Origin of the sequence: Caballeronia glebae (assembly GCF_001545035.1) — a bacterium.
Classification (GTDB): Bacteria; Pseudomonadota; Gammaproteobacteria; order Burkholderiales; family Burkholderiaceae; genus Caballeronia; species Caballeronia glebae.
Genome location: NZ_FCOJ02000084.1, coordinates 1 through 22,359, shown reverse-complemented (window position 1 = coordinate 22,359; position 22,359 = coordinate 1). Strand labels below are relative to the sequence as shown.

17 protein-coding genes and 4 pseudogenes are annotated in these 22,359 nt (G+C 59.5%); 18 read left to right on the top strand and 3 right to left on the bottom strand.

The window, feature by feature from the left end; translation table 11 throughout:
• From AWB82_RS36860 to AWB82_RS38685, 9 genes and pseudogenes are all read left to right on the top strand, one after another.
• Window positions 1–141 (top strand): annotated as a pseudogene (locus AWB82_RS36860) (IS5/IS1182 family transposase); the annotation flags it as partial.
• Window positions 142–624: 483 nt separating this feature from the next.
• Entirely contained in the window at window positions 625–1,905 is a 1,281-nt protein-coding gene (locus AWB82_RS33585) for a nucleotide sugar dehydrogenase (protein WP_086973597.1), read from the top strand.
• A gap of 35 nt (window positions 1,906–1,940) precedes the next feature.
• Window positions 1,941–4,451 carry a hypothetical protein gene (locus AWB82_RS33580; RefSeq protein WP_086973596.1) on the top strand — a complete coding sequence of 837 codons (2,511 nt, stop codon included), beginning with the start codon at window positions 1,941–1,943 and terminating at the stop codon, window positions 4,449–4,451.
• A gap of 19 nt (window positions 4,452–4,470) precedes the next feature.
• Window positions 4,471–6,651 carry a glycosyltransferase gene (locus AWB82_RS33575; protein ID WP_235023545.1) on the top strand — a complete coding sequence of 727 codons (2,181 nt, stop codon included), beginning with the start codon at window positions 4,471–4,473 and terminating at the stop codon, window positions 6,649–6,651.
• A gap of 52 nt (window positions 6,652–6,703) precedes the next feature.
• Window positions 6,704–7,843: a polysaccharide biosynthesis/export family protein gene (locus AWB82_RS33570; protein ID WP_086973595.1), complete on the top strand. Its 1,140-nt coding sequence runs from the start codon at window positions 6,704–6,706 to the stop codon at window positions 7,841–7,843.
• A gap of 9 nt (window positions 7,844–7,852) precedes the next feature.
• The gene (locus AWB82_RS33565; RefSeq protein WP_086973594.1) at window positions 7,853–9,241 is read left to right on the top strand and encodes an ABC transporter permease; all 1,389 of its coding nucleotides are present in this window, start codon (window positions 7,853–7,855) and stop codon (window positions 9,239–9,241) included.
• 9 nt (window positions 9,242–9,250) lie between these two features.
• Window positions 9,251–9,970: a P-loop NTPase family protein gene (locus tag AWB82_RS33560; RefSeq protein ID WP_086973593.1), complete on the top strand. Its 720-nt coding sequence runs from the start codon at window positions 9,251–9,253 to the stop codon at window positions 9,968–9,970.
• Window positions 9,855–11,117: a sugar ABC transporter gene (locus tag AWB82_RS33555; protein ID WP_235023544.1), complete on the top strand. Its 1,263-nt coding sequence runs from the start codon at window positions 9,855–9,857 to the stop codon at window positions 11,115–11,117. The genes AWB82_RS33560 and AWB82_RS33555 overlap by 116 nt, the downstream gene beginning before the upstream one ends.
• Window positions 11,110–11,505: pseudogene (locus AWB82_RS38685) on the top strand (hypothetical protein); the annotation flags it as partial. The gene AWB82_RS33555 and the pseudogene AWB82_RS38685, both read left to right, overlap by 8 nt.
• Here the strand turns inward: AWB82_RS38685 and AWB82_RS38680 are convergent.
• The gene (locus tag AWB82_RS38680; RefSeq protein WP_235023547.1) at window positions 11,401–11,856 is read right to left on the bottom strand and encodes a hypothetical protein; all 456 of its coding nucleotides are present in this window, start codon (window positions 11,854–11,856) and stop codon (window positions 11,401–11,403) included. The pseudogene AWB82_RS38685 and the gene AWB82_RS38680 sit on opposite strands and share 105 nt — an antisense overlap.
• Between AWB82_RS38680 and AWB82_RS33550 the strand changes: the two genes are divergently transcribed.
• The 6 genes and pseudogenes from AWB82_RS33550 to AWB82_RS39280 form a co-directional block, all read left to right on the top strand.
• Entirely contained in the window at window positions 11,791–13,134 is a 1,344-nt protein-coding gene (locus AWB82_RS33550) for a tetratricopeptide repeat protein (protein WP_235023546.1), read from the top strand. The genes AWB82_RS38680 and AWB82_RS33550 overlap by 66 nt on opposite strands.
• A gap of 30 nt (window positions 13,135–13,164) precedes the next feature.
• Window positions 13,165–14,253, top strand: a complete 1,089-nt coding sequence (locus AWB82_RS33545; protein WP_086973590.1) for an SDR family oxidoreductase — start codon at window positions 13,165–13,167, stop codon at window positions 14,251–14,253.
• 118 nt (window positions 14,254–14,371) lie between these two features.
• A complete protein-coding gene (locus AWB82_RS33540) occupies window positions 14,372–15,523 on the top strand; it encodes a polysaccharide lyase family 1 protein (RefSeq protein WP_086973589.1) in 1,152 nt (383 codons plus the stop codon).
• A 538-nt stretch (window positions 15,524–16,061) separates the two neighbouring features.
• Complete coding sequence (locus AWB82_RS33535) at window positions 16,062–16,613, top strand: ABC transporter permease (protein ID WP_235023542.1); 552 nt, start codon at window positions 16,062–16,064, stop codon at window positions 16,611–16,613.
• A 175-nt stretch (window positions 16,614–16,788) separates the two neighbouring features.
• Window positions 16,789–16,995, top strand: a complete 207-nt coding sequence (locus AWB82_RS38125; RefSeq protein WP_200818259.1) for a PfkB family carbohydrate kinase — start codon at window positions 16,789–16,791, stop codon at window positions 16,993–16,995.
• Window positions 16,996–17,106: 111 nt separating this feature from the next.
• Window positions 17,107–17,432 (top strand): annotated as a pseudogene (locus AWB82_RS39280) (class II D-tagatose-bisphosphate aldolase non-catalytic subunit); the annotation flags it as partial.
• 39 nt (window positions 17,433–17,471) lie between these two features.
• Here the strand turns inward: AWB82_RS39280 and chrA are convergent.
• Entirely contained in the window at window positions 17,472–18,668 is a 1,197-nt protein-coding gene (gene chrA, locus AWB82_RS33515) for a chromate efflux transporter (protein WP_086973588.1), read from the bottom strand.
• 297 nt (window positions 18,669–18,965) lie between these two features.
• Window positions 18,966–19,667: a FadR/GntR family transcriptional regulator gene (locus tag AWB82_RS33510; protein ID WP_086973598.1), complete on the bottom strand. Its 702-nt coding sequence runs from the start codon at window positions 19,665–19,667 to the stop codon at window positions 18,966–18,968.
• Between the two features lie 384 nt (window positions 19,668–20,051).
• Here AWB82_RS33510 and garL point away from each other — a divergent pair, with 384 nt between their 5' ends.
• The 3 genes and pseudogenes from garL to gudD form a co-directional block, all read left to right on the top strand.
• Window positions 20,052–20,837: a 2-dehydro-3-deoxyglucarate aldolase gene (garL, locus tag AWB82_RS33505; protein ID WP_086973587.1), complete on the top strand. Its 786-nt coding sequence runs from the start codon at window positions 20,052–20,054 to the stop codon at window positions 20,835–20,837.
• Between the two features lie 45 nt (window positions 20,838–20,882).
• Window positions 20,883–21,791: a 2-hydroxy-3-oxopropionate reductase gene (locus AWB82_RS33500; RefSeq protein ID WP_268811050.1), complete on the top strand. Its 909-nt coding sequence runs from the start codon at window positions 20,883–20,885 to the stop codon at window positions 21,789–21,791.
• Between the two features lie 247 nt (window positions 21,792–22,038).
• Window positions 22,039–22,359: pseudogene (gene gudD, locus AWB82_RS33495) on the top strand (glucarate dehydratase); the annotation flags it as partial.

Genomic DNA, 22,359 nt, shown 5'->3' with positions numbered 1-22,359 from the left:
GTGGAGCGGACCATCTCGTGGCTTCACAACTTCCGCAGACTGCGCATCCGCTTCGAACGGCTCGCTTTCATCCACGAGGCCTTCATGAAAATCGCTTGCTGCATCATATGCTGGCGACACCTGAAAAAGTCATTCTGTTAACACCTCTGAGTCTCGACACATCACACGGGGACTCAACATCTCGCCAGACAGCCCAGGTGTCGGGCAGTATTGTTCCAAGGGCCGTTTGCATATGACACAACGGTTTCGCAAGAATGCAAAGACAAGTAGCGCGCCCTTGTTTCCAATTGATTGCAATTCCGCTATCGAAATAGTCTGTCGCGCACAGGTTACGACGTCTTCTCGCTTGCACGACTGACCTCAAGCAGCTTCAGCCACCTTCGCTCCGTTCATGCGCTCAGTCACTTACTCATTACAACATTTTTCGAAGAAATATGACTATTTGGGATTGCTCATCACCAGTATCATTGGGTTAAATATTAGGTTTTCGCCGCGCATGACCTAAAGTCGATACTTTTGGATCGGTGCATTGATTTCGTCTCCGGAACTGAGAATCCCGAACTTCGCACAGTAGCGCCTCGAAGATTCAATTCGATCCCGCATTCAATAAAAAGAGTCGTCTAATTGACAAAAAGAAAAGTTGCCGTCTGTGGTTTAGGATACGTCGGATTGCCCGTTGCGATTGCTTTCGCAAGGCATTTTGATGTAATCGGTTTTGACTTGGATCGCCGTCGGATAAAATGCCTGCGTGAAGGCGAAGACTGGACCTGCGAAATAGACCGCGTACAACTCGCTGCATCGACAATACGGTTCACCGACGATGTCGCGGATCTGGCTGGGTATGACTTCTTTGTCGTGGCTGTACCTACCCCTGTCGACGCGAAATGCAGTCCCGACTTTTCTTTGCTCATTCGTGCCTGTCAGCTAATCGCGCCGGTTCTGCGACCTGGTTGCATCGTCGTATTCGAATCAACCGTTCATCCGGGCGCCACTGAGGACATTTGCGGTCCTGAACTCGAAAAGGCGTCGGGTTTGCGCTGCGGCATTGATTTCAAACTGGGCTATAGCCCCGAGCGCATCAATCCGGGTGACCGCGAGCATCCGCTGGAGAAAATCGTCAAGATCGTCGCGGGCCAGGACGCCGCGTCTGCAGACATCATTGCTGATACGTATAGCCGCATTATCGAAGCAGGCGTGCATCGCGCATCGTCGATAAAGGTGGCCGAGGCTGCCAAAGTGCTCGAGAATACGCAACGCGACATCAACATTGCGCTGATGAACGAGATGTCGAAGATATGTGACCTCGTCGGCGTGCCAACCGCGGAAGTGCTCGCAGCGGCAGGTACGAAGTGGAATTTCCTTCGTTTCACACCGGGCCTTGTCGGCGGCCATTGCATTGGCGTCGATCCGTATTATCTGACGTCAAAAGCCCAGGAACTTGGCTACCATCCCGAGGTAATCCTTGCGGGACGCCGTATCAACGACGGAATGGCGGAGCACGTTGCCGCGAGACTGGTTCGGTTGCTCGCTAGCAAGCATCGTCTTTCGCCTCTGACAAAAGTCGGCGTGCTCGGCATGACGTTCAAGGAAAACGTTCCCGATATTCGGAACTCCAAGGTGGTGGATCTTTATCGAGGTTTGCAGCGTTACGGCCTTTCCCCGATTGCGTACGATCCCATGGCTGACAAGGCGCAGATGAAGCACGAATATGGCATCGAGCTAAGCGAAAAGTCGCAGCTCAAGAATTTGGATGTACTAATCTTGGCAGTGCCACATCGCGACATCATGTCGTCCTTCTGGACTGACGTGCCCAACATGCTTGGCGATGGCGGCATTGTCTGCGACTTGAAGTCGGCCATCGACAAGCATCGCCTCAAAGCCGATACCGATTACTTCGCCCTCTGAGCGGCGTCCGATACACCGAGACTATCCAGCTTGTCATGAAAGCAGCATCATTGACGATCGCGCCCGTCGGAACATGTCGCATTCATACGCCTCTGCGAAAAGGACGCGAGCGATATCCCGTCAAGGCAGAGCTAGGACGCAACTACGGATTCGTCCATACGAGTTCCGAAGCTCTGCAACAGTTGCGTTTCATGCTACTCGATCAACTCATTCCTGAGGGCGTTCAACGCTTGACGTTCCGTCCAGGGTTGACGGCCGGTATCTATGGGCGGCCTCACACGCCGGCTGGTTTGTATTTGGTTGAAGTGTCGTCGAGGAAGCTGCTTTCCGTCGACGGCTATCCAATCCAGATCAACTACATGGGACGCTACTTCAGCGATTTCTTCGCTGACCGCCGCAGAACCCGCAGGTTCTGGTCGATGGCGTCGATGGAGAAGCTGTCGGAACGTCGGGCGTGGCTCGACAGCGACGCGGAATTCATACGCCTGTCGCCAGCCGATCGTGACCTTCTTGCACAGATCGTCCGTCGTGAGCAGTCGACCGAAGAGCTAGGACGGGAGATGCGCGAGATCGCAGGCCTGGTTGGCAAGGACAAGTTGGTCTTCATCACGCACATCAATGCGATCACGCCCGACAACAAGGTCATCGAGCAGCGTCATCGTTTGATCGAAACGGTTAGCTCTATCGCGCAGTGCATGGGCGTACCTTGCTACGATCCGACAACGCTGATGCGCGAAGTGGGTCAGGTTAACGCGCTTGAAGAAGACGGAATCGATCTCACGCATTACACGGACAGCTTCTCCGAAAAGCTGTTCGCGGATTGGTATGTTCGGTTCATCGGGCCGCGCATCGTTTCGGCTGGTGCGGGCAGCGCGGACATGGATGAACCGCCAGTCATGCAGAAATTGGACACGGCAGAAGGCATCGAAGCGGCTTGGGACGCGGGGCAGATCCGCGAGGCGTCCCAGCGGGTGCACGCGGTTTTGCGCGCTCACCCGAATTCCCTCGTTCACCGAGTCTTGCTTGCACGAATGCAGTTTGAGTTGGGCGACTTCGAAAGCGTCATCGCTTCGCTGGAACTCGCACGTAACGATGGCGGCTTGAACGAGCGAGCGGAACAGTGGCTGATGCGCGCAAATTTCGCCATCGGCGAATACGGCGAAGCAGGGCGTGTCGCGGCGGCCCTGCTCGGCGACGAAATTGAAACGCCCGAGATCCTGCGTATCAGCGCGGAGTCGGCCGCCAAGCTCGGTGACGTAGAAACTGCGCTCGCTGGCTGGAAGCGGCTATTTCGTCTCTCGGAGAATCCACCTGGCGCGGCGACCGCGGCTCTCGATCTGCTGACGTCAACAGCGGACCTTGATGGAGCGAGCCGGTGGGCCGACGAAGTACGCGACGCACTGCCGTCGCATGCGCCGAGCTATTGCGTGCAGTGGGAAGCCAGGCTTCGTTCGAGAGATCGCGCTGCCTTGATCGCACTGGCGGTAACTACCATTTCGCTCGACGAACACGTTGCGCTAGACCTCGCTCAACGCGCGTCATCGCAAGGTTACGCTTTTGCTGCAGCGACGCTCTGCGTCACGCACAGCCTACTGCGCGACAAAGCTGCGCACGCGAGCAAATGGCTCGTGTCACAGGCTGCACGATGGCTCTCGGACGGACTCGCTGCGCTTCAGAACGACGACCTTCTTGTCGCCGCCGATTGCATTCAGGCAAGCGCGCAGGTTATGCCGGCAGCGGCCCAGACAGTACGGGCGAAACGCCTGCTGGAATTGCGACTGCGCCAGGCGGCGCGTCTTGCACTCACTGCAAAGTCGTATCAGGAAGTGGTGTCTATCGCCGTTACCGCGTTGGCGACCGGTTGCCCGTTCCCGGAACTGGACAGCTTCCTCGGACGCGCCTCCGACGCGCTCGGCGATACGGAAACTGCCATGCGTCATCTGCGCCGGGCGGCCGATGCACAAGACGCGACGCTATCCACGCGCATCTTCCTCGCGCGCGCGGCAGCTCGCTGCGGGCGTTATCAAGAAACACAAGAAGCCTATTCGATGCTCGCAATCGACCATAACGTCGATCAGGCGACGCGGGACGAAGCGCAGCGCCAACTTAGGCTATCCCGCAACCGAGCCATTCGCGCCGCGCGCGAAATGCTGGCTGACGGCGAACACGAAAACGCCTGGAAGCTGTTTGATCTGATCGAAAAGACGAAGGATGACAGTTCGGATATCGGGCAAGAGAAAAGACGCGTTCTTATCTCGCTGTACGCAAAGCTTAGAACGCTTGATGTAGACGGTGCCAGCGAGCGCATGACGATCGGCGAAACCATCCTGCGCCTGGCCCCCGGCGATCCGGTCGGTCTGAAGGTAGCGGCGTCAGCTGCAATGCGTTTGCAGCGCTTCGCTCACGCACTGCCTTACTGGTACGCGCTTCGCGAAAAAGCGATCAACGTCGAGCAAATCGAAGGCAGCATTCGAAAGTGTTTGACGTATATCGAGCGCGCCAAAGACGTGAATGAGGCAGATAGCGCGCTCGCGCCAGCCGTTTAGTTTGATAGCACCGCACCTCATGCATATGACCGAGAAGAGTGAAATAGACATATCCGCCGCATTCGGAGAACATGGACGTACTTTCGATTCCGGCTGCAGCGCGTCACCGAAAACGGTGCATCCTCTCGAAACGAACGACGCGCGGTCCGCTGACAGTCTGGACGCGGTCATCGACGAACTCTCACGCTTGGTCTCTGCAGGCACGACGGTGCTGGCTGCCCAAAAAGCCATCGCGCATGCGGAGGACATTGCACGCGCGCATCTACGTGACACGTCGGTGCGGTTCATGTTGCTGAAACTGAAGGACGCAGCGTCCATCTTTCCTGACATGTATGCGCAATGGTCAGCGTTGCTGACCGAATGCCCCGATGATCTGCGCGTTGTCCGCTATTGCGCATCGCATCTGGTCAGGCAGCGACGAAACGACGAGGCGCTCGCGCTGGTCGATCGTCATCTGCCGGAAGTGATCGAAGACTGGCGTGCTGGCCTTGCGCGAGCCGAGTTGCTCTCCGATATACGCGCACACGCTGCTTCGGATCTGATCTTTCAGCGCCTCATCGACACACACGGGCGGCGAGAACCGCGCGTCGCGTTCAGCAAGCGACTCAACAAGCGCGGACTCTTGTTTGAAGCGTACAACGCCATCGCTCCGGTTGCATCCACGCTTGCGCCCGATTCAAAGGCGGGACAACTGGCGGCATCGATTGCAGACGATTACGGGTTCTTTTCGCAACTCGATACGGCTGCCGGCTTCCAGGGACAAGACATAAGAATCCTGTCACTCAAGCACGCCATTCTTTCGTTTCGCAACCGCTCGCTACCTCAAACGCGCTCCAGTGAAGGCATATCGATCGCACTGTTGACGGGTAGTCTGGGACCGGGAGGCGCCGAACGGCAACTGACGCGTCTCGCGTGTCATCTGAAGAGCATGTCGGCGACAGACGGGGAGACGAGCAAACGTGGCGTCTCTGGCAACCGATCGAACGGCAAAGGTATCGAGCTTATCCGCGACGTCGAAGTTATTGTCAGGCAATTCTCCGACGCCTCCCGTGCGAACCCGAACCATCGGCTCGACTTTTTCCTCGAACCGTTGCGCGAGGCCAGTGTCGCCGTCACCGAGATAAATCATTTGCCTGCGGTGTCGATCGCGCACCAACACCTCGATGCGTGCACGCTGGAGCGTCTGCTCGAGAAGCTTCCCGCGCCCGTCCGCTATGGCGTTACACGCCTTACGCCGTTTCTGCGCGAACGTCGTTTCGACGTGGTGAGCCTATGGCAGGACGGCACCTGCCTGTTGGGTGCGTTGGCTGCGCTCCTCGCAGGCGTGCCGACCATCCATCTTGTTTTCCGCGGACTGCCCCCGAACATTCGTACCGATCGTAATCGGCCTGAATACATCGTGATGTATCGCGCGCTTGCCGCGATTCCGGGCGTTCACTTTGTCAGCAACAGCCATGCTGCGGCGCAGGAATACGCACGCTGGCTTGGCCTACCATTGGATCGCTTTCATGTGCTGTACAACGGCGTGCCCGGCATTTCCACCGCGGGCGATGAAAGCGACGAGCGCAAGTGGCGGGCGTTCGCCAACAGTACTCAGGATGCGACCGAAACGATCGGCGGTGTGTTTCGTTTAGAGCCGGACAAGCGCCCGCTCATGTGGATCAAACTCGCTGCGCGATATCTGAAAATGCGGCCGCACGCGCGCTTCGTCTTGGTGGGGGATGGACGCTTACAGGAAAAGGTATCGGCACTCGCTGATGAACTCGGATTGAACGAACGGCTCCTGTTTGCGGGACTGTCGTCGCATGTCGGCTTTTGGTATTCGAAGATGAGCGCCAAGCTACTGCTGTCCCGTTACGAGGGCTTGCCGAACGTCCTGATCGAAGCGCAGATGTTGGGCGTTCCAGTGCTCGCCACGCCTGCAGGCGGAGCCGGCGAATGCTTCGTCGATGACGTGACCGGGCACTTGCTCGATTCCGCCGACCGGCCGAATCTCGCCTCGGCGTGCCAGAAACTCGCCGTCCTGATCGACAGCTTCCGTGCCGACGGCGCGCGCCACGAGTACGCTCGGCAACGCGCACGCCTGCTGTTCTCGGTCGACGCGATGATTGGTCGCTTCATCGAGCTCTGCGCGGGAGCCGAGGTCCAGACTGCGAACGAGGGACGCGACGATCTCCTCGAGAATTCGCTCGAAGCCTGATGTGTGTCGCTCGTTCGCGCCTGCGCCCGGCTGCCGGTAGAGGTAACTGATAATGTCGATCTACACGAAGTGCGGCCCGCGTGCTTCGGCAACTTTCTCGGCGATGCGAATCGCGTCGTGGCTCTTGGCCATGAGCACGGCTATCGCGATCACAGGATGCGGACTGCCGCGAAGCGGCCCGCTTCTGAGCGAGGTCGAGGCAGCGCACGACGGCAACGACATCGTGCTCACGCCGATTACCGCGCAAATCGCGGAAGCGAGCCGCCGGATAGATCACGCGAAGTTTCCCGACGCGCTTCTCATGGCGCAGCCGTTGGCTTATGACAAGCTCGCCGCCGGTGATGGCATCGAAATCACCGTATGGGAACGCGACGGACTGGGCGTGTTTCCGGCCGGCGATGGCGGTGCTTCGAATCTTGGCGAGTTCGTGCTCGATGGTCATGGCAACATCCGCCTGCCCTATGCCGGCACGATTCACGCTGCAGGGAGCACAACTGCCGAACTCCACGATGCTGTCGAGCGTCGCTGGAGCCGCCTAATGCTGGCGTTCGATGTGACCGTCCGTACTTCGGCGAGGCGCGGTCAGACAGTGACCATTCAAGGCGACCTGCAAAAGCCCGGAGTCTATCCGGTCGGACCGGACACCGCGCGACTCAGCGGTCTGTTAGGCTTGGCGGCGCCCAACCAGAATAATCCCGAGCAAACGGCCGTGACCGTTCAGCGACGCGGCATCGCGGGGACCGTTCGTCTCTCGGATCTATATCGCGAGAACGCAAAAGACATCGCGATTCTGCCTGGTGATTCCGTCATCGTATCCACAATCACCGAGCGCTTGTTCGTCCTTGGAGCAACAGGCGTGCAGGGCCGCGTCAAGGTGGCGAGCCGCAATTACAGCTTGCTCGACGCGCTTGGGGATACGCGCGCGCTTAACGATTCGCTGGCCAACCCTCGCGCGGTTTTTCTCATGCGTTCCTCAGTGGTTTCCGAAGAAGCGTCCGCCGATAAACGGCCCGTCGTTTATCAATTCGATTTCACCAAACCGGACCAGATCGCGCTCGCCGGGAAATTCATCGTGCGAGACGGCGATGCGGTGTTCATCTCCGATGCACCTTTCACGCAAGTGCAGAAGTTGCTGTCGACATTCAGTGCGACGCTTGGTACTGCTCGGTCAGTTAGCGGACTTTCGGACTGATCGCTTTCGATGAGCAACGACGAGCGCATCAAGAAGTGGCGTGCACGGCGCCAGTCGGGCGACTACTCGATCGGTGCCGGTTCGGCGGAGTATGTGCGCGCGACCGCGTCGCAAGAGCGTGCTGCGCGCGACGCGTGCAACGTCGATGGACTGCTGCAAGTGCTGCTAGCGGCGCAGCCGGCGAGCAGCCCGCTGCGCTGTGTGCTAGATGCGTTGCGCGCGTCGGCTAACGAATCGATAGTCGAGCGGCGTTCGGTCTATGAAGCGCTGCAGTGCAAGTTGCAGCTTCAGACATCACGCGCCGCACTGAGTCAGGAAGAAGCCGATTTCTGCTCGCGTCGCTTGCGAACAATCATCCGCCTTGTGGAGATGGATCTCCGCGCCGGACTCGACGTGTACGCCGCAAGCTATCGGCCCGAGAGACTGGCGACGGACGATGCCCGGCTGACATCTGCATTCGACAAGCGCGCGCAACGGCGCCGCGAGCAGGAAAAGCAGGACGCGCGCCGGCTTGCACTGCAGAGCGATTTGCCTTTGCTGCCGCAACTTGTTCCCCAGGAGGCGGCCGACCTGAGCATTCTGCGCGCACGAGTCGACTTGCTTCATGCCAAGCAAAACACTCGGACGTTGCACGGCGAGCGCTCAAGGCTCTCGGCATTGCTGCCCTTGCTCGCCCTACAACTGCATACGATGCATGCGGAAAGCCGCTTTGCTTTGATCTGGGCGCTACTCGGTCCGTCGGTGCTGCTTACGCTCATTTCGTCGTTGTACTTCCTCACCGGAACACATTTCGTACTTGGCATGGATGTTCCGACGTTCTCCATGACCGGCGCGACCACATGGATCATGTTTCGACAGATTATCTTCCGCAGCAGCACCGGCTACGTGTCGGCGAGGGGACTGTTGAACTTGCCGGGTGTGACGCCCCTGATGTGCGCGCTCGTCCAGGCGGCGATGTTTCTTTGCATTTACCTGTTTGTGTTCGGCTTGCTGATTACGGTCGGACACAGCTTCAATCTGGTGAGTCTTCCGGTCCATTGGCCCGCATTCGTGCTTTGTGTCGTGGCGATGGCTATCGGTGGCGCCTCGATGGGCGTGGCGTTTGGGGCGGCAGCCACGAGGTGGCATTTCATTCTGAGGCTCGCGCCCGTCATAGAACGATTCCTCGAAATTTTCAGTTCGGTGTTTTTCGTCTCCGAGCAATTGCCGGCTCAATATCGCCCTTACTTTCTTTGGTCGCCCCTTGCTCATGGCATGCAGTTGCTGCGCTCCGCTTACTTCGGCAGCTACCGTTCCACTGACGCCAGCCTGTCGTACTTTCTGACGACGCTTGTGTTCATGGTCGTCATCGCGCTGGTTGCGGAGCGGTTCGCGCGAAGCCGCGTACAGCCAATGTAGGGTCAGCTCATGATCGATCTTTTCAATGTCAGCGATTCGCCGAAACTTTTCGGTTCGACCACGCCCCTCCTGCTGAACGCGGACCTCTCGATACCGAAGGGGCGATATGCGCTGCTGTCGCGTACCCCGGAGCTGCATCGGTCGCTGATCGATGTGCTCACGGGCCTGCGCCCGCCGACGGAAGGGTTCGTGCGGCATAGCGGACTCGTCTCGTGGCCGCTCGGACGACAGGCTTTCATTCGCGGCAAAGTCAATGGACGACGCATGGTGGATTTCGTGTCGTCGCTCTATGGCGTCGATGCGAAGTTATCCTTCGAACTGGTCGCAGATTTGTTGACGAAGCCCGATCATCTGTCGAGACCTATAGAGCACTGGCCGCTCTTCACTCGTCAGGAGTTCTCGCTGGCCCTTGGCTTGACGCCTGCCTTCGACGTGTATGTGATCGAGGGCGCCATTCCGTTCGAACCATGTCGTTTCACTCGTCTCTGGCTGGCGTTGTTCGAGAAACGTCTGATCGGCAGAACGCTGATACTTTCCACCTCCCGTCAAAAGCAAATGGCGGAGTACTGCACCAAGGGTTTGGTTTATGAACGATCCAGCTTTCGAATCGACGATGGCCTCGACGAGTGCATCCGCCGCTTCCCGGCGCGACGATCAAGAAGCGAATCCGGCGACGGCGGAGAGGCGTTCGACCTCCTTGCCGGTACCGCAGGAACCTTCGGAGTCTGACGGCGAAGCCTCCATCGAGATGCGAAGTCGCGAGCGCGAAAGAGCGTGGCGTGAGCGACGTCGCGGTCGGTTTATCTCCATGTCGGTAATCATCGCTCCAGTCTTCCTGAGTCTGATCTATGCGACCTTCATCGCCGTCCCTCGCTACACGGCGGATTCGCGATTCTCCGTGCGCTCGAGTTCCGGTATGCCTACCGGGGGCGTTACGAGCCTGCTTGCGACAGGCGACGGCTCGGGCATCGCGGGCGGCTTTGTCGACGGCTGGGCGGTCAGCGATTTTCTGAGTTCACGAGACTGTATGCAGCGACTGGACAAGAAGATCGACTTGCGTTCGCGTCTTGCCTACACGGGACTCGATCTCGTCAACCGCCTCGCGCCCAACGCCAACGAGGACGACCTGTTTCGCGCCTATCGTGCGGCTGTGAAAGTCTCGTACAACATGATGGAGCAGGTCGATGTGATGACAATCAGCGCCTTTTCCGCTCGCGACGCTGCGGCGATTTCCGAGGCGTTGCTGGACATCGCGCAGGACTTTGTCAATCGAATGGACGAGAAAGGACTGGCCGACGCGTTGAAGATCAGCCGGCAGGCGGTGACCATGGCCGAGCGTGAGGCGAAAGGCGCTCGCGCCCAGTTGGCCGACTGGCGTGTCCAGCACGGAAACATCGACCCGTCCGCCGACGCCGCGATGCTGCTCGGGCTGGTCGCTCAAATCGAAACCGAACTGAATGCCGCTCGAATCACACTCGATAAAGTGCGCGCGCTAAACAATCCCGACCATCCTATGCTGCGGCCCGCGACCGAACAGGTCGCAGCATTGCAGAAGCGTTTAGGCGAGACACGTCGGCGAATGAGTGGGCAAGGCAAGACGGAAGCGAGCCTCATCAGGGAATATGAGGAACTGAAGAACGCGCAGACTTTCGCTGATTCCAATCTGCAAGCCGCTCAACAGAACTATCAGCAAGCGTTCACCGGGTCGCTGCGGCTGCAACGCTACTTGAGCGTGATCGCGAAGCCTCTTTCGAGCGAACTGCCGACGAGTCCCAGAAAATCGTTGCTCATGCTCGAAGCGCTGGCGTGCGGTTTCGCGCTCGCCCTCGTGCTTCGCATTGGAAAATCTTCGTTGCGGGAACTGCGTCATGGATAAGGCGCTGCAGGCGTCCACGCCGCCCCCGTCGCACGAGTCGGCATTCGGCGCGTGCAGGACGGCCGTACGCGCAGGCGATTGGCACGCGGGCCTTGCCGCGTTCGCGGCCGCTGTGGACAAGGGCGAAGCGCCGGACCCAACGGCGAGCGTGTATCGCGCGATCGCGAGAATCCGTTCGGAAGACGATCCGACCGCTGGCATTGCCGAACTCGACGCCGATCAATTGCGGGCCGCCGATGTGCGCCTGGACTGGCGACGTCTGGTCATTTCGCCGCTGACGCGCTCAAAGGCCTCGAACGCGGCCGTCGCCGCATTGCAACTCGCGCTCGATGCTTGGCCGGACTCGCTGGATGATCGCCGCCTGCTCGCGAGCATCCTCGGTCGCCTTGGCCGGTGGGACGAAGCCATTGCTCACGCCGATGCCGCCGAAACGCACTCGCCAGGCGATACAAGCCTTCATGCGGCGCGCATTTTGTTGCGGTTGCAGGCTGGCCTGATCGACGACGCGGCGCACATAGCATCCGACACCATCGAGTTGGTCGTCGACGACAACGAGAGCGCGCACGTGTGGCTCATGGCGCTGACGCGGGGCGGACAAAAGGCGACATCGGCACGTGCTGCCGCGCGCCTCGATCCGTCGCTGTTCCGCAACGAACGTGTTGCAGCTGGCGTCGTGCAGTCCTTGCTCGGCGACGATCGCTTCGATGCGGCAATCGCTGCAGGCGAACGTGCGCTGCAAGGAGGATTCGACGGCGCCGCGTTACGCTCGCAATTGGGTCAGGCGTATCTCGCGCGCGGCGCACGCGACGATCGTGCCGTATCGGCGCTGGAACATTTCGAGCAAGGTGTGTTGCTCGCGCCCGACGACGTGCGCCTCGCCTCGCTCCACGGCAAATGCCTGCTTGGCGTCGGCCGCTATGTCGACGCGATCGCGCCGTTGCAACACGCTTGCGAACTCGCGCCAAACCTCGATCATCCTCGCGCGATGCTTGCCCGCGCATATCGTCACAGCGGACGATACAAAGAAGCCGCTGAAACGCTCCTGAAGCTGGTGAAGGTCCAGCCAGAGCGTTCGCGCTGGCAGCGGCTCGCGATCGCTGCGCTTTCGCAGGCAGGACGCGACGACGAGGCCGGTTCGCTGTACGACGCGTATCTCCGCAAACGCGCCGATGCGCTCCCGGACAGTTTCGCGGATGCCTTGTCACAGCTCGAGGAAAAAATCGATGGTGCACCGGTGCCGCGGGCGCGCCTCGACTGGGCGTGGTCGCTGCGTGAAGATAGTCCGGCGATGGATCGCACAGCCTGGGAGCGGGCTGCCTGCTGGGGCTATCTGGTCGATCATCTGCTGCTCGAATGGCTGGAATGCCGAGAGGACAAGGCGGAAGAGGCGATGGCCGTGCTCGGCGATCTCGACGAGGCCGAGCGCTTTCTCGAACCCATTCGTTCGCAAAACAAGGGCTTTCTGATCGCGACCGCACACGTCGGGCCGATGTATGCGGGCCTGATGGCGCTCGAACTTCTGGGTATTCCATCGCGATGGCTGGCGAGCATGCCAAGCGTTGCCCGTGCCTCGTATGCGTCGGCGCTGATTTCGACGGCCGATCAGACGGAAACACAGGTCGCCAAACAGTGTCTGCGCGCACTCGACGCAGGATTGGCAGTCTGTCTGGCCATAGACGGCGCGCCCAGTCCATCTGCACCACGCATCACGTTCGAAGGGCAGGAAATCACCTATTCAAGCTTCGCGGCCCGGACGGCTCATCGTTTGGGTATGCCCTCCATCTTCTATGTACCGCGATGGAAAAACGGCAAGGTCGTGCCGACGCTCGCCATGCTTCCTGAGCCGCGTCGCGGCGAAGACGTCGAAGACTACGCTCTGCGCTGGCAGAGCACCTACCTTTCGCTGCTGCGCGAACAGTTGTCCGGTTCACCGGAGAACCTGCGACTGAGCGGTGGCTTGTGGCGGCACGTCCGCCGCGCTGATCGCTCGAAGAATGATTTTCGAGCGCATCAATAATGCAATCGAACCCTCACGATCGACGGAAACATGAACAGAACACAAATTGAAATACTCGATGCCAGGCATCCGGCGCTACCATCCTGGTTGAACGATGCGACGCAAACGACGCTGCGCAATTGTCTGCTTTCCAGGCGCTACATCTGGCTCGTGACGGGCGCGGCCGGCTTCATCGGCTCGAATCTCGTCGAGGTGCTGCTTTTGCTTGGCCAGCACGTGCGCGGCATGGATAACTTCGCCACCGGACACCAGCGCAATCTGGATGAGGTCAGATCACGCGTCGGCGAAACCAACTGGCAGCGCTTTACGTTCTTTCAGGCCGACATTCGCGAACTACGCGCGTGTGAGAGTGCGGTCGAACGAATCGATTACGTATTGCATCAGGCGGCCCTCGGTTCGGTGCCGCGCTCGGTGAACGACCCGATTGCAACCAACGATGTGAACACGTCCGGGTTTCTCAACATGCTGGATGCGTCGCGGCGAGCCGGCGTGCAGCGGTTCGTATATGCCGCGTCGAGTTCGACCTATGGCGATGAACCGAACCTTCCCAAGCGTGAAGACCGCATCGGCAACCCGCTGTCGCCTTACGCGGTGACCAAGCTCGTCAACGAGATTTACGCCGGCGTATACGCAAGAACCTATGGTTTCGCGTCGATCGGATTGCGCTATTTCAACGTGTTCGGACCGCGCCAGGATCCGTACGGTGCCTATGCCGCCGTTATTCCGAAATGGATTTCCGCGATGCTCGGCAACGAGGCAGTCCAGATAAATGGCGACGGCGCCACCAGCCGCGACTTTTCCTACGTGGGCAATGTCGTGCAGGCCAATCTGCGCGCGGCGTTACGCGACAAGTTGACCACGAGTACGGTGTACAACGTGGCGGTCGGCGGGCGCGCAACGCTGAATGATCTTTTTCTCGTGATCAGGGACGGACTTTCAGCGCATGGCATCGAATATCGGCAGGAGCCGATTTACGGCAATTTCCGCGCGGGCGATGTTCGTCATTCGCAGGCCGACGTGTCTAAAGCCCGTAGCGAGATGGCCTTCGAGCCGCTCGTGGATTTGCGCGCCGGGATGGTCGAAGCGCTGCCCTGGTACATCGAGCGACTTTCCCGATAACCATCGGGCGACACGTGCGTATTAGCGCTATGAATTTCGAGAACGGAGATCGCGAATGAAGCACCATCGCGCGTCAGGCGCGCTTAGGAAACGTATCGGCACAGTGGTATTGCTCGGCATGTGCCTGTTCACTCGGGTCCATGCTGTCGAGAATGCCAATTGCAGCGTCGCCAGTGAAGGCTGCGCGACGGTGTCATCACTTCTCTCCATTCGCGAAGGATATGGTCGGGATGCGACAGGCGGCGCCGGTGGGCAATTGGTGATCGTGTCGTCGCAGGAAGACGAGGGTCCCGGCACGTTGCGCGACGCGCTCCTCCATGCCAGGACGCCGACCTGGATACGCTTCGCCGGAAACATGACAATCGAACTCAAGTCGCAACTTCGCGTGCCATCGAACGTAACCGTCGACGGTCGCGGCCACAAGGTGACGTTGCTCGATTATGGCTTTGGCGTCTATCGTAGTTCCAACGTCATCCTCACGCATCTGACGATCGACGGCCGCAATCGAACTTTCACGCAAGCGGTCGATATCGCTAACGCCTCCCATCAGATCTGGATCGATCATCTCGATTTATCGCGTTTTTCTGCACGACTCGTGAACGTGAAGAACGGAGCGACGGATGTCACCGTGTCCTGGGTGAAATTCCACGATGACAACAAGGTGATGCTCATCAACAACATCACGTCCGACAACCTCTTTGCGAACTTTGATCGGGACGCCGTAGCGCGCGTCACGATGCATCACAACTATTTCGTCGATACGGTCCAACGTAATCCGCGCGCGCAGTTCGGCACAGTCCATTTCTATAACAACCTGCTTGAAAACTGGGATTTTTACGGCATGAGCTTTGGTCTTGAAGCAAAAGCCGTGATAGAGGGAAATATCTTCGCGAATTCGTCGGTCCGTTCATGCAAGGAGCCACCCTTTTTCTCCACCGTGGAGGGTGTCGAGGCGAGTTACTGCAAATATATCGCCGACTCGCCCGCGCGCAGCGCGCTCGCAAACGGCGAAGCGGACCGCAAGCGCTATGAGGCGGGAGCGAAGAAGTACGGCTATTCACGCGACTACCGCGCCTTTTTGGCAGTTCAAGACAATCTGTTTCTGGGTGACGCGAAGCCGATTCTCGAAGATTACCTGCCCGAACGGGTGCCAGCCGTGAGCTACTGCAGGACCTACGAGCATCCCTCAGAAGCGCTCGCGGCGCGAATCCGGCGAGAGGCGGGCAATACGTCGACTCAGAGCCAGTCCGCACGCTGTGGCGATCATTGACGGCACGGAATGCCAGATTCAGCGATTTGGAGCTTCGTCACAAGCGCCCTCGTGATGTGCAGAAGCTAGCTCGCGTGCTCGGTCGACATGGGTCGGTCTTGGTGTCCGGCCGGTACTCTTCTGAACTGCGACTCCGCTTGGCAGAGGGAGAATTATGGCTCTCGCGCCGCATTTGGAGCGTTTGAAGGCTGTCGGTGAGAACGTCCAGGCGGTCGTTGATTTCCACTGGAAACTGACCGACGATTTTCATCTAAAACTGACCCAACCTTGAAGCACCGAAACGCTAGTCGTGTGCATCGATTTCTGTCTTTTCTGCTGGTTTTGGTGAGGATTTTCGGGTAATGGCTGGCTTTGTCGGTTGTCCAACGGACGACCAGTGAAGCTAGTGGAGCAACAATGGCGGTTGTCGCTTGTGAGAGCTTGGGAGCAAGAAGGCATCGAAGCCTTTGCTAGACTTCTTCTGGGGCTGTGGGGAAGGAGAATCAAACATGCAAGCCCGGGACCGGTACGCCGCGAATGAACGAGGGAATGCTCAGCATTGCGCTCAGACCGCTCGATTTCGATTCTGCTTGATGACGTCATTGTTGCGACGATGGGTGTATTCCGGGGATTCGCCTATATCGCCTCGGCAGGCGTGCCTATTTCGATAGACGACGACCAATTCGCCGCGTTGGGCAACGATTCGATACTGGCCATTCCCATTCGCGTGTGGGTGCTCAGTGTTTTGCTAATCGTGAATCATTTCGTCCTGTCCAAAACAGTGTTCGGCCGAAATGCGTATTTGGCTGGCGGCAATCGCGAAGTCGCCCTTTACTCGGGTATCAACGTCACGCGCCTACGCGTTGTCATTTTCATGGTCTCCGGTCTGATGGCAAGCATCGGCGGCGTGCTCATGACATCGCGTCTTTATTCGGCACAGCCTAACGCAGGCATCGGTTATGAACTGGATGCAACTGCTGCGGCAGTGCCTGGCGGAACAAGTCTGAGCGGCGCATACGGCACCTTCGTAGGAACGTTGATTGGCGCCCTGATCATTGGCGTCATCATTAACGGCATAAACCCGATGAGCGTTCCTTATTTTTATCACTGATTGTGAAGGGCCTCGCGATCCTCGTCGCCGTTTGCATCGACGTTCAAACGAAGAAGCGCCATGGTTAACACTGAACAGCAAAAATCCCGGAAGTCCGGCTACATTCCCGACGATGGGTGAAAATCCTCGTCGAAATCATGGCGACCAACTCGGTCAGTCGTTTCGCGAGCCGGGGATGCTCGTCGGTCCCTACGCGAGCGCTGCGCCAGCCATTTTCATCGATCAAGTCGCGAAGGTCGGCAGCCCTTGCGCCATGATCGGTTGCGTGGGCGATGACGATTTCGGCGCACTCAACGTCGAGCGACTGCGCGCCGATGGCGTAGATGTTTCCGGAATTGCGGTCATCAAGACGGCGACCCGGAAGCGCATTCGTTACCTATAAGGAAAACGGCGACCGCGACTTCGTCTACAACATCGCCAATGGCTCTTCGGACACGTCGCCGTCGGCAACGTGCGCGAAAGCCTGCTCGCTCAGTGTCATCACTTTCACGTGATGGGGTCATCGGTCTTCTCGTTTCGGATACTCGGTTTGTCTGGCGTTCTGAAACAGTTGCCAGACATGGTATGCGAAGCTCTCTCGACGGACTACCAGACTCCCGAAGCGCTCGCAGCCTTGGTCAACGACGGATTCGCAATCTTGAAGGTTGGTCCGGCGTTACGTTCGCCCTTCGCGAAGCGCTGTACGCGTCGGCCGACATGGAGGACGAACTCGTCTCTGCGGGCGTCAGGTCACATCTGCGAGATGTAATCGAAAAAAGTCATGGTCGCGAGAAACCGGGTAATTGGCAGAAGTATTATCACGGCGATGACGACGAACAGCGACTATCAAAGGTCCGCATGTCGCGGACCTTTCTTTTTTCACGCGCCGAGCGCCCATCCTCCGAGTGCTGTCAGCGCCACGACGATAACCGGCGACACGCGTCCGACAGCAAGAAGTCCAAACGCGATCAGCGCCAGCGCGACATCCGGGCGCGAATGCACGGCGCTCGTCCACACCGGGTCATACAACGCGGCGCCGAGAATCCCGACTACAGCGGCGTTCACGCCGCCCATCGCCCGTCGTATTGCGTCCCGCTGACGCAGCGTCTCCCAAAACGGCAAAGCACCGAGCACGAGCAAAAACGCGGGCAGGAACACGGCCGCGAGCATCGCGAAACCGCCGATCCATCCGCCCAGCGGCGCGGGCATCACCGCGCCCAGAAACGCGGCAAAGGTAAAAAGCGGACCGGGCACGGCCTGAGTTGCGCCGTATCCGGCGAGAAAAACGTCATTGGGCACCCATCCGTTTGGCACGATGCTCGCCTGAAGCAGCGGCAACACGACATGTCCGCCGCCGAAAACGAGCGCGCCGGACCGATAAAACACAGACGCCATCTTGAGCCAGTTCATGCCGGTCCAACTGGCGAGGCCGGGCAGCAAAGCAAGCAGCACGAAAAAGACCGTGAGCAGAATCGCGCCTTGCGCTCTGCCAATGCCGTAACGCCGATGCTGCGCCGACGGCAGATGCTTCAGCGTCAACATGCGCCAGCCGACGACACCACCGAAGCCGATGGCGCACAACTGTCCGACCGCCGATGGCGCTTCCAGCACGATCAACGCAGCGGCCACGGCAATGCCGGCGCGCAAACGATCGGGACAGAGCGACGTCTTCATGCCCCACACCGCTTGCGCGACGATCGCGACCGCCGCGAGCTTGAGGCCATGCACGATTCCCGAGTGGCTCAACTGAGCCCAGTGCGCCATTCCGAGGGCAAACAAGATAAGCGCGATCGCGGACGGCAAAGTGAAGCCGATCCAAGCCGCGAGCGCGCCGAGCCAACCCGCCCGCGCGAAGCCGATGGCGATTCCCACCTGACTGCTCGCCGGCCCCGGTAGAAACTGACATAGCGCGACCAGATCGGTGAAGCTCGCGTCGTCGAGCCATTTCCGACGTTCGACGAATTCGGCGCGGAAGTAGCCGATATGCGCGACCGGCCCGCCGAACGACGTCAGCCCGAGTTTGAGAAACGTGGCGAGCACTTCGAGCGGCGTTCCGCGCGCGGAGTTCGGGTTCATGCGAAGCCATCGCCCTGTGGACAACCTTGTTGGCACATCATCGCGTTTACTGTTGGCGGTTTCTGGACAACTCGGCGTTCGTCGCTACGACGTGAAAGTTGTCCCAGCTTCAATCCGAAACCGGACCCGCCATACCGGACTTGTCGGCTCGGTAAACCTCTGACGTAAAACGCGCATCTGCAGTTATCCACCGATTTGTTAGCAGCTTGTTAACTACTACTACGTATACATACGAATTCTTTTGTTAACTCAGACAACGTGGCCGCGCTGCCCAAAACCTCATCGCTCAGCAAGACTTCAAGCAGCAGCACCATGCGCATGTCTCAACCGCTCCCGGCTGTTGCTCAGGTGCATGCGCATAGCGGCGCGGGCATCGTCGGGGTCCTGACGCACGATCGCCTGATAGATCGCCTTGTGCTCGCTCAGCACGCTGCGCAAGCGCTCGATCTGATCCAGCTCCGCGATTCCCGCCTTGCCAAGCCGCGTGCGCGGACTCACGCCGCGTCCCATCTGGCTGAGCACGTCGAAGAAATAGCGATTGCCGCTCGCCCGCGCGATCTGCAAATGAAATTCGACGTCGTGTTGCAGCACATCGGTGCTGCGGTTCTGAAGCTGTTCCTCGAAACGCGCCAGCGTGCTTGCAATCTGTTTCAGATGCTGTTCCGTGCGCCGGCCCGCCGCCAACGCCGCCGCCGCGCCTTCGAGATCGATGCGAAACTCGATGATCGCCATGATGTCCAGCAGGTTCGACAGATCCGCGTCCGCGAGACGCACCGATTCGCGATCCTCGGACGACCGCACGAACGTTCCGACGCCGTGCCGCGTTTCCACGACGTTCGCGGCCTGCAAGCGCGACACCGCCTCGCGCACGACGGAGCGACTCACCGATAGCTGTTTCATCAACGCGGCTTCGGTCGGAATCTTGTCGCCGGGACGGAGCACGCCGCGTTCGATATCCTCGATCAAGGTTGCGACGACTTTATCGGTGAGACTGGCCATGTTGATTCGCTGCTGATTGAATGTGTTCTGGGAGGCGCGGCGTTTACGCCCGTTGTCGGACGTCGTCGCTTCGCTTAGCATCGGCTCGCGCTCCGAGCGCAATAGGGCACATGTCTGCGGATGTCCGACAACGCATCTTCCTGCTGGTGAATCCGTTCGTCAATTCCGCACGTACTGTCGGTCGAAGCGCATTGATATAAGACGTCGTATAAGCGCGAGCGAATGATTTCTGTCGGTAATGTCCTAAAATCAAAGGAATTCAGGGTTAACGCCCCTGTCGTTTGCCCACGAATTAGCGGTACTCTGTGTTAAGACGTCTGATAACTAGAAAGCCTTCGGACGTACCGCTTTCCAATTCAGATCGCCGTCGTCACAGGAGGCATCATGCCGTCTTCGTCACCGTATCAATCGCTGCCCAATACATTCCGAACGTCGCTGCGCGAACGCAAGCGGCTGATCGGTTGCTGGATGTCGCTGGCGAGTCCGATCGCCACCGAGCTCATCGGCGTGGTCGGATTCGACTGGATGCTGCTCGACGCCGAGCACGCGCCGAATGACGCCCTCACGCTCATCCCGCAGTTGATGGCGCTCAAAGACAGCCCGAGCGCGCCCGTCGTGCGCCCGCAGGCGAACGATCCCGTCGCGATCAAAAAACTGCTCGATGGCGGCGTCGTCAATTTCCTGATTCCGTTCGTCGACAGCGCCGCCGACGCCGAGCGCGCGGTCGCCGCGACGCGTTATCCTCCTCAGGGCATCCGCGGCGTGTCGGTCGGGCACCGCGGCAATCGCTACGGCACGGTTCCGAATTACTTCCAGGTCGCGAACGACAACATCAGCGTCGCGGTGCAGATCGAGAGCCGCGCGGCGGTCGAAGCGATCGACGAGATCATCGCGGTCGAAGGCGTCGATGCGTTGTTCGTCGGCCCGTCGGATCTCGCCGCTTCTTACGGTCATATCGGCAACGCGAATCATCCGGACGTGCAGGCGGCCATCGCGCATGTATTCGAGCGCGCGCACGCGGCCGGCAAGCCGAGCGGCATTCTCGCGCCCGTGCAGGAAGACGCCGAGCGCTATCTGGCGCTGGGCAGCACGTTCGTCGCCGTGTGCGCGGATCTGGGCATGCTTAGAAACGCGGCGCAGGCCATCAGGAAACATTTCATCCCCGAGTGAGCGCGACACGCGTCGCGCACGACCGGGCCGACACCGAAAATCGACATCAAGGAGCGATACATGCAAAAGGCAGGCTTTATCGGACTGGGCATCATGGGCAATCCCATGGCGGCCAATCTTCTCAAGAACGGCGTCCAGCTCGCGGCATTCACGCGTAGCGGCGTGCCCGCCGAGCTGACCGGCGCGGGCGCCACGGCCTGCGATTCGCCCGCGGACGTCGCCGCGCAGGCCGAGGTCATCTTCATCATGGTGCCGGACACGCCGGACGTCGAGCGCGTGCTGTTCGGCGAGAACGGCGTTGCGAGCAAGCTGAAGAGCGGGCAGATCGTCGTCGACATGAGTTCGATTTCGCCGATCGCCACGCGCGAGTTCGCGGCGAAAGTGCGCGAGAAGGGCGCCGATTATCTCGATGCGCCCGTTTCCGGCGGCGAAGTCGGCGCGAAGGCCGCGTCGCTCACGATCATGGTCGGCGGCGCGCAAGCCACGTTCGACAAGGTCAAGCCGCTCTTCGACATGATGGGCAAGAACATCTCGCTCATCGGCGAAGTCGGCGCGGGTCAGGTCTGCAAGGTCGCGAATCAGGTGATCGTCGCGGCGACCATCGAGGCGGTCGGCGAAGCGCTGCTGCTCGCGTCGAAGGCCGGCGTCGACGCCGAAAAGGTCCGCACCGCGCTGATGGGCGGCTTCGCGTCGTCGCGCATTCTCGAAGTGCACGGCGAGCGTATGACGAAGCGCACGTTCAATCCGGGCTTTCGCATCGAGTTGCATCAGAAGGATTTGAACCTCGCGCTCGCGACGGCGCAATCGCTCGGTGTCGCGCTGCCGAACACGTCGAACTGCATGCAGTTGTTCAATGCGTGCGCCGCGCACGGCGGCAAGGCCTGGGATCACTCTGGCATGGTGCGCGCGCTCGAAATCATGGCGAATCACGAGATCGGGCAGAAAGCGGAGTAACTTTCGGTCTCAGGCAGGAACGACAAAAGCCGGCGCGAGCCGGCTTTGTCGTTTCCGGGCGCGCAGCATTGGAGTTGTCAGATGTCTTGGCCGAGGTGCTGACCCAGTCGGGCGCTACGATGTAAAAGGCGGCAAACGCATGAGCCATAAGAGCTCTACGCACAAAGGGTAAACGCGTTGTTGGCCGTAGAAGATGGTCGTCGTACAATGTCGTCAGACAACGTATCACTATCAAAGGGTCATGCTCATGTCTACGAACGCAGTCAAATCGAACGCTACTCCCACAGTCACCGAATTGCGCGTCGTGCCGGTCGCCGGGCGCGACAGCATGCTCATGAACCTTTCGGGCGCGCATGGCCCGTTCTTCACGCGCAACATCGTGATCCTGAAGGACAGCGCGGGTAACACGGGCGTTGGCGAAGTGCCGGGCGGCGAAAACATTCGCAAGACCATCGACGATGCGCGTGCGCTCGTCGTCGGGCAATCGATCGGCAATCTGCATTCGGTGCTGAATCAGGTTCGCACGAAGTTCGCCGATCGCGACGCGGGCGGCCGTGGCCTGCAAACC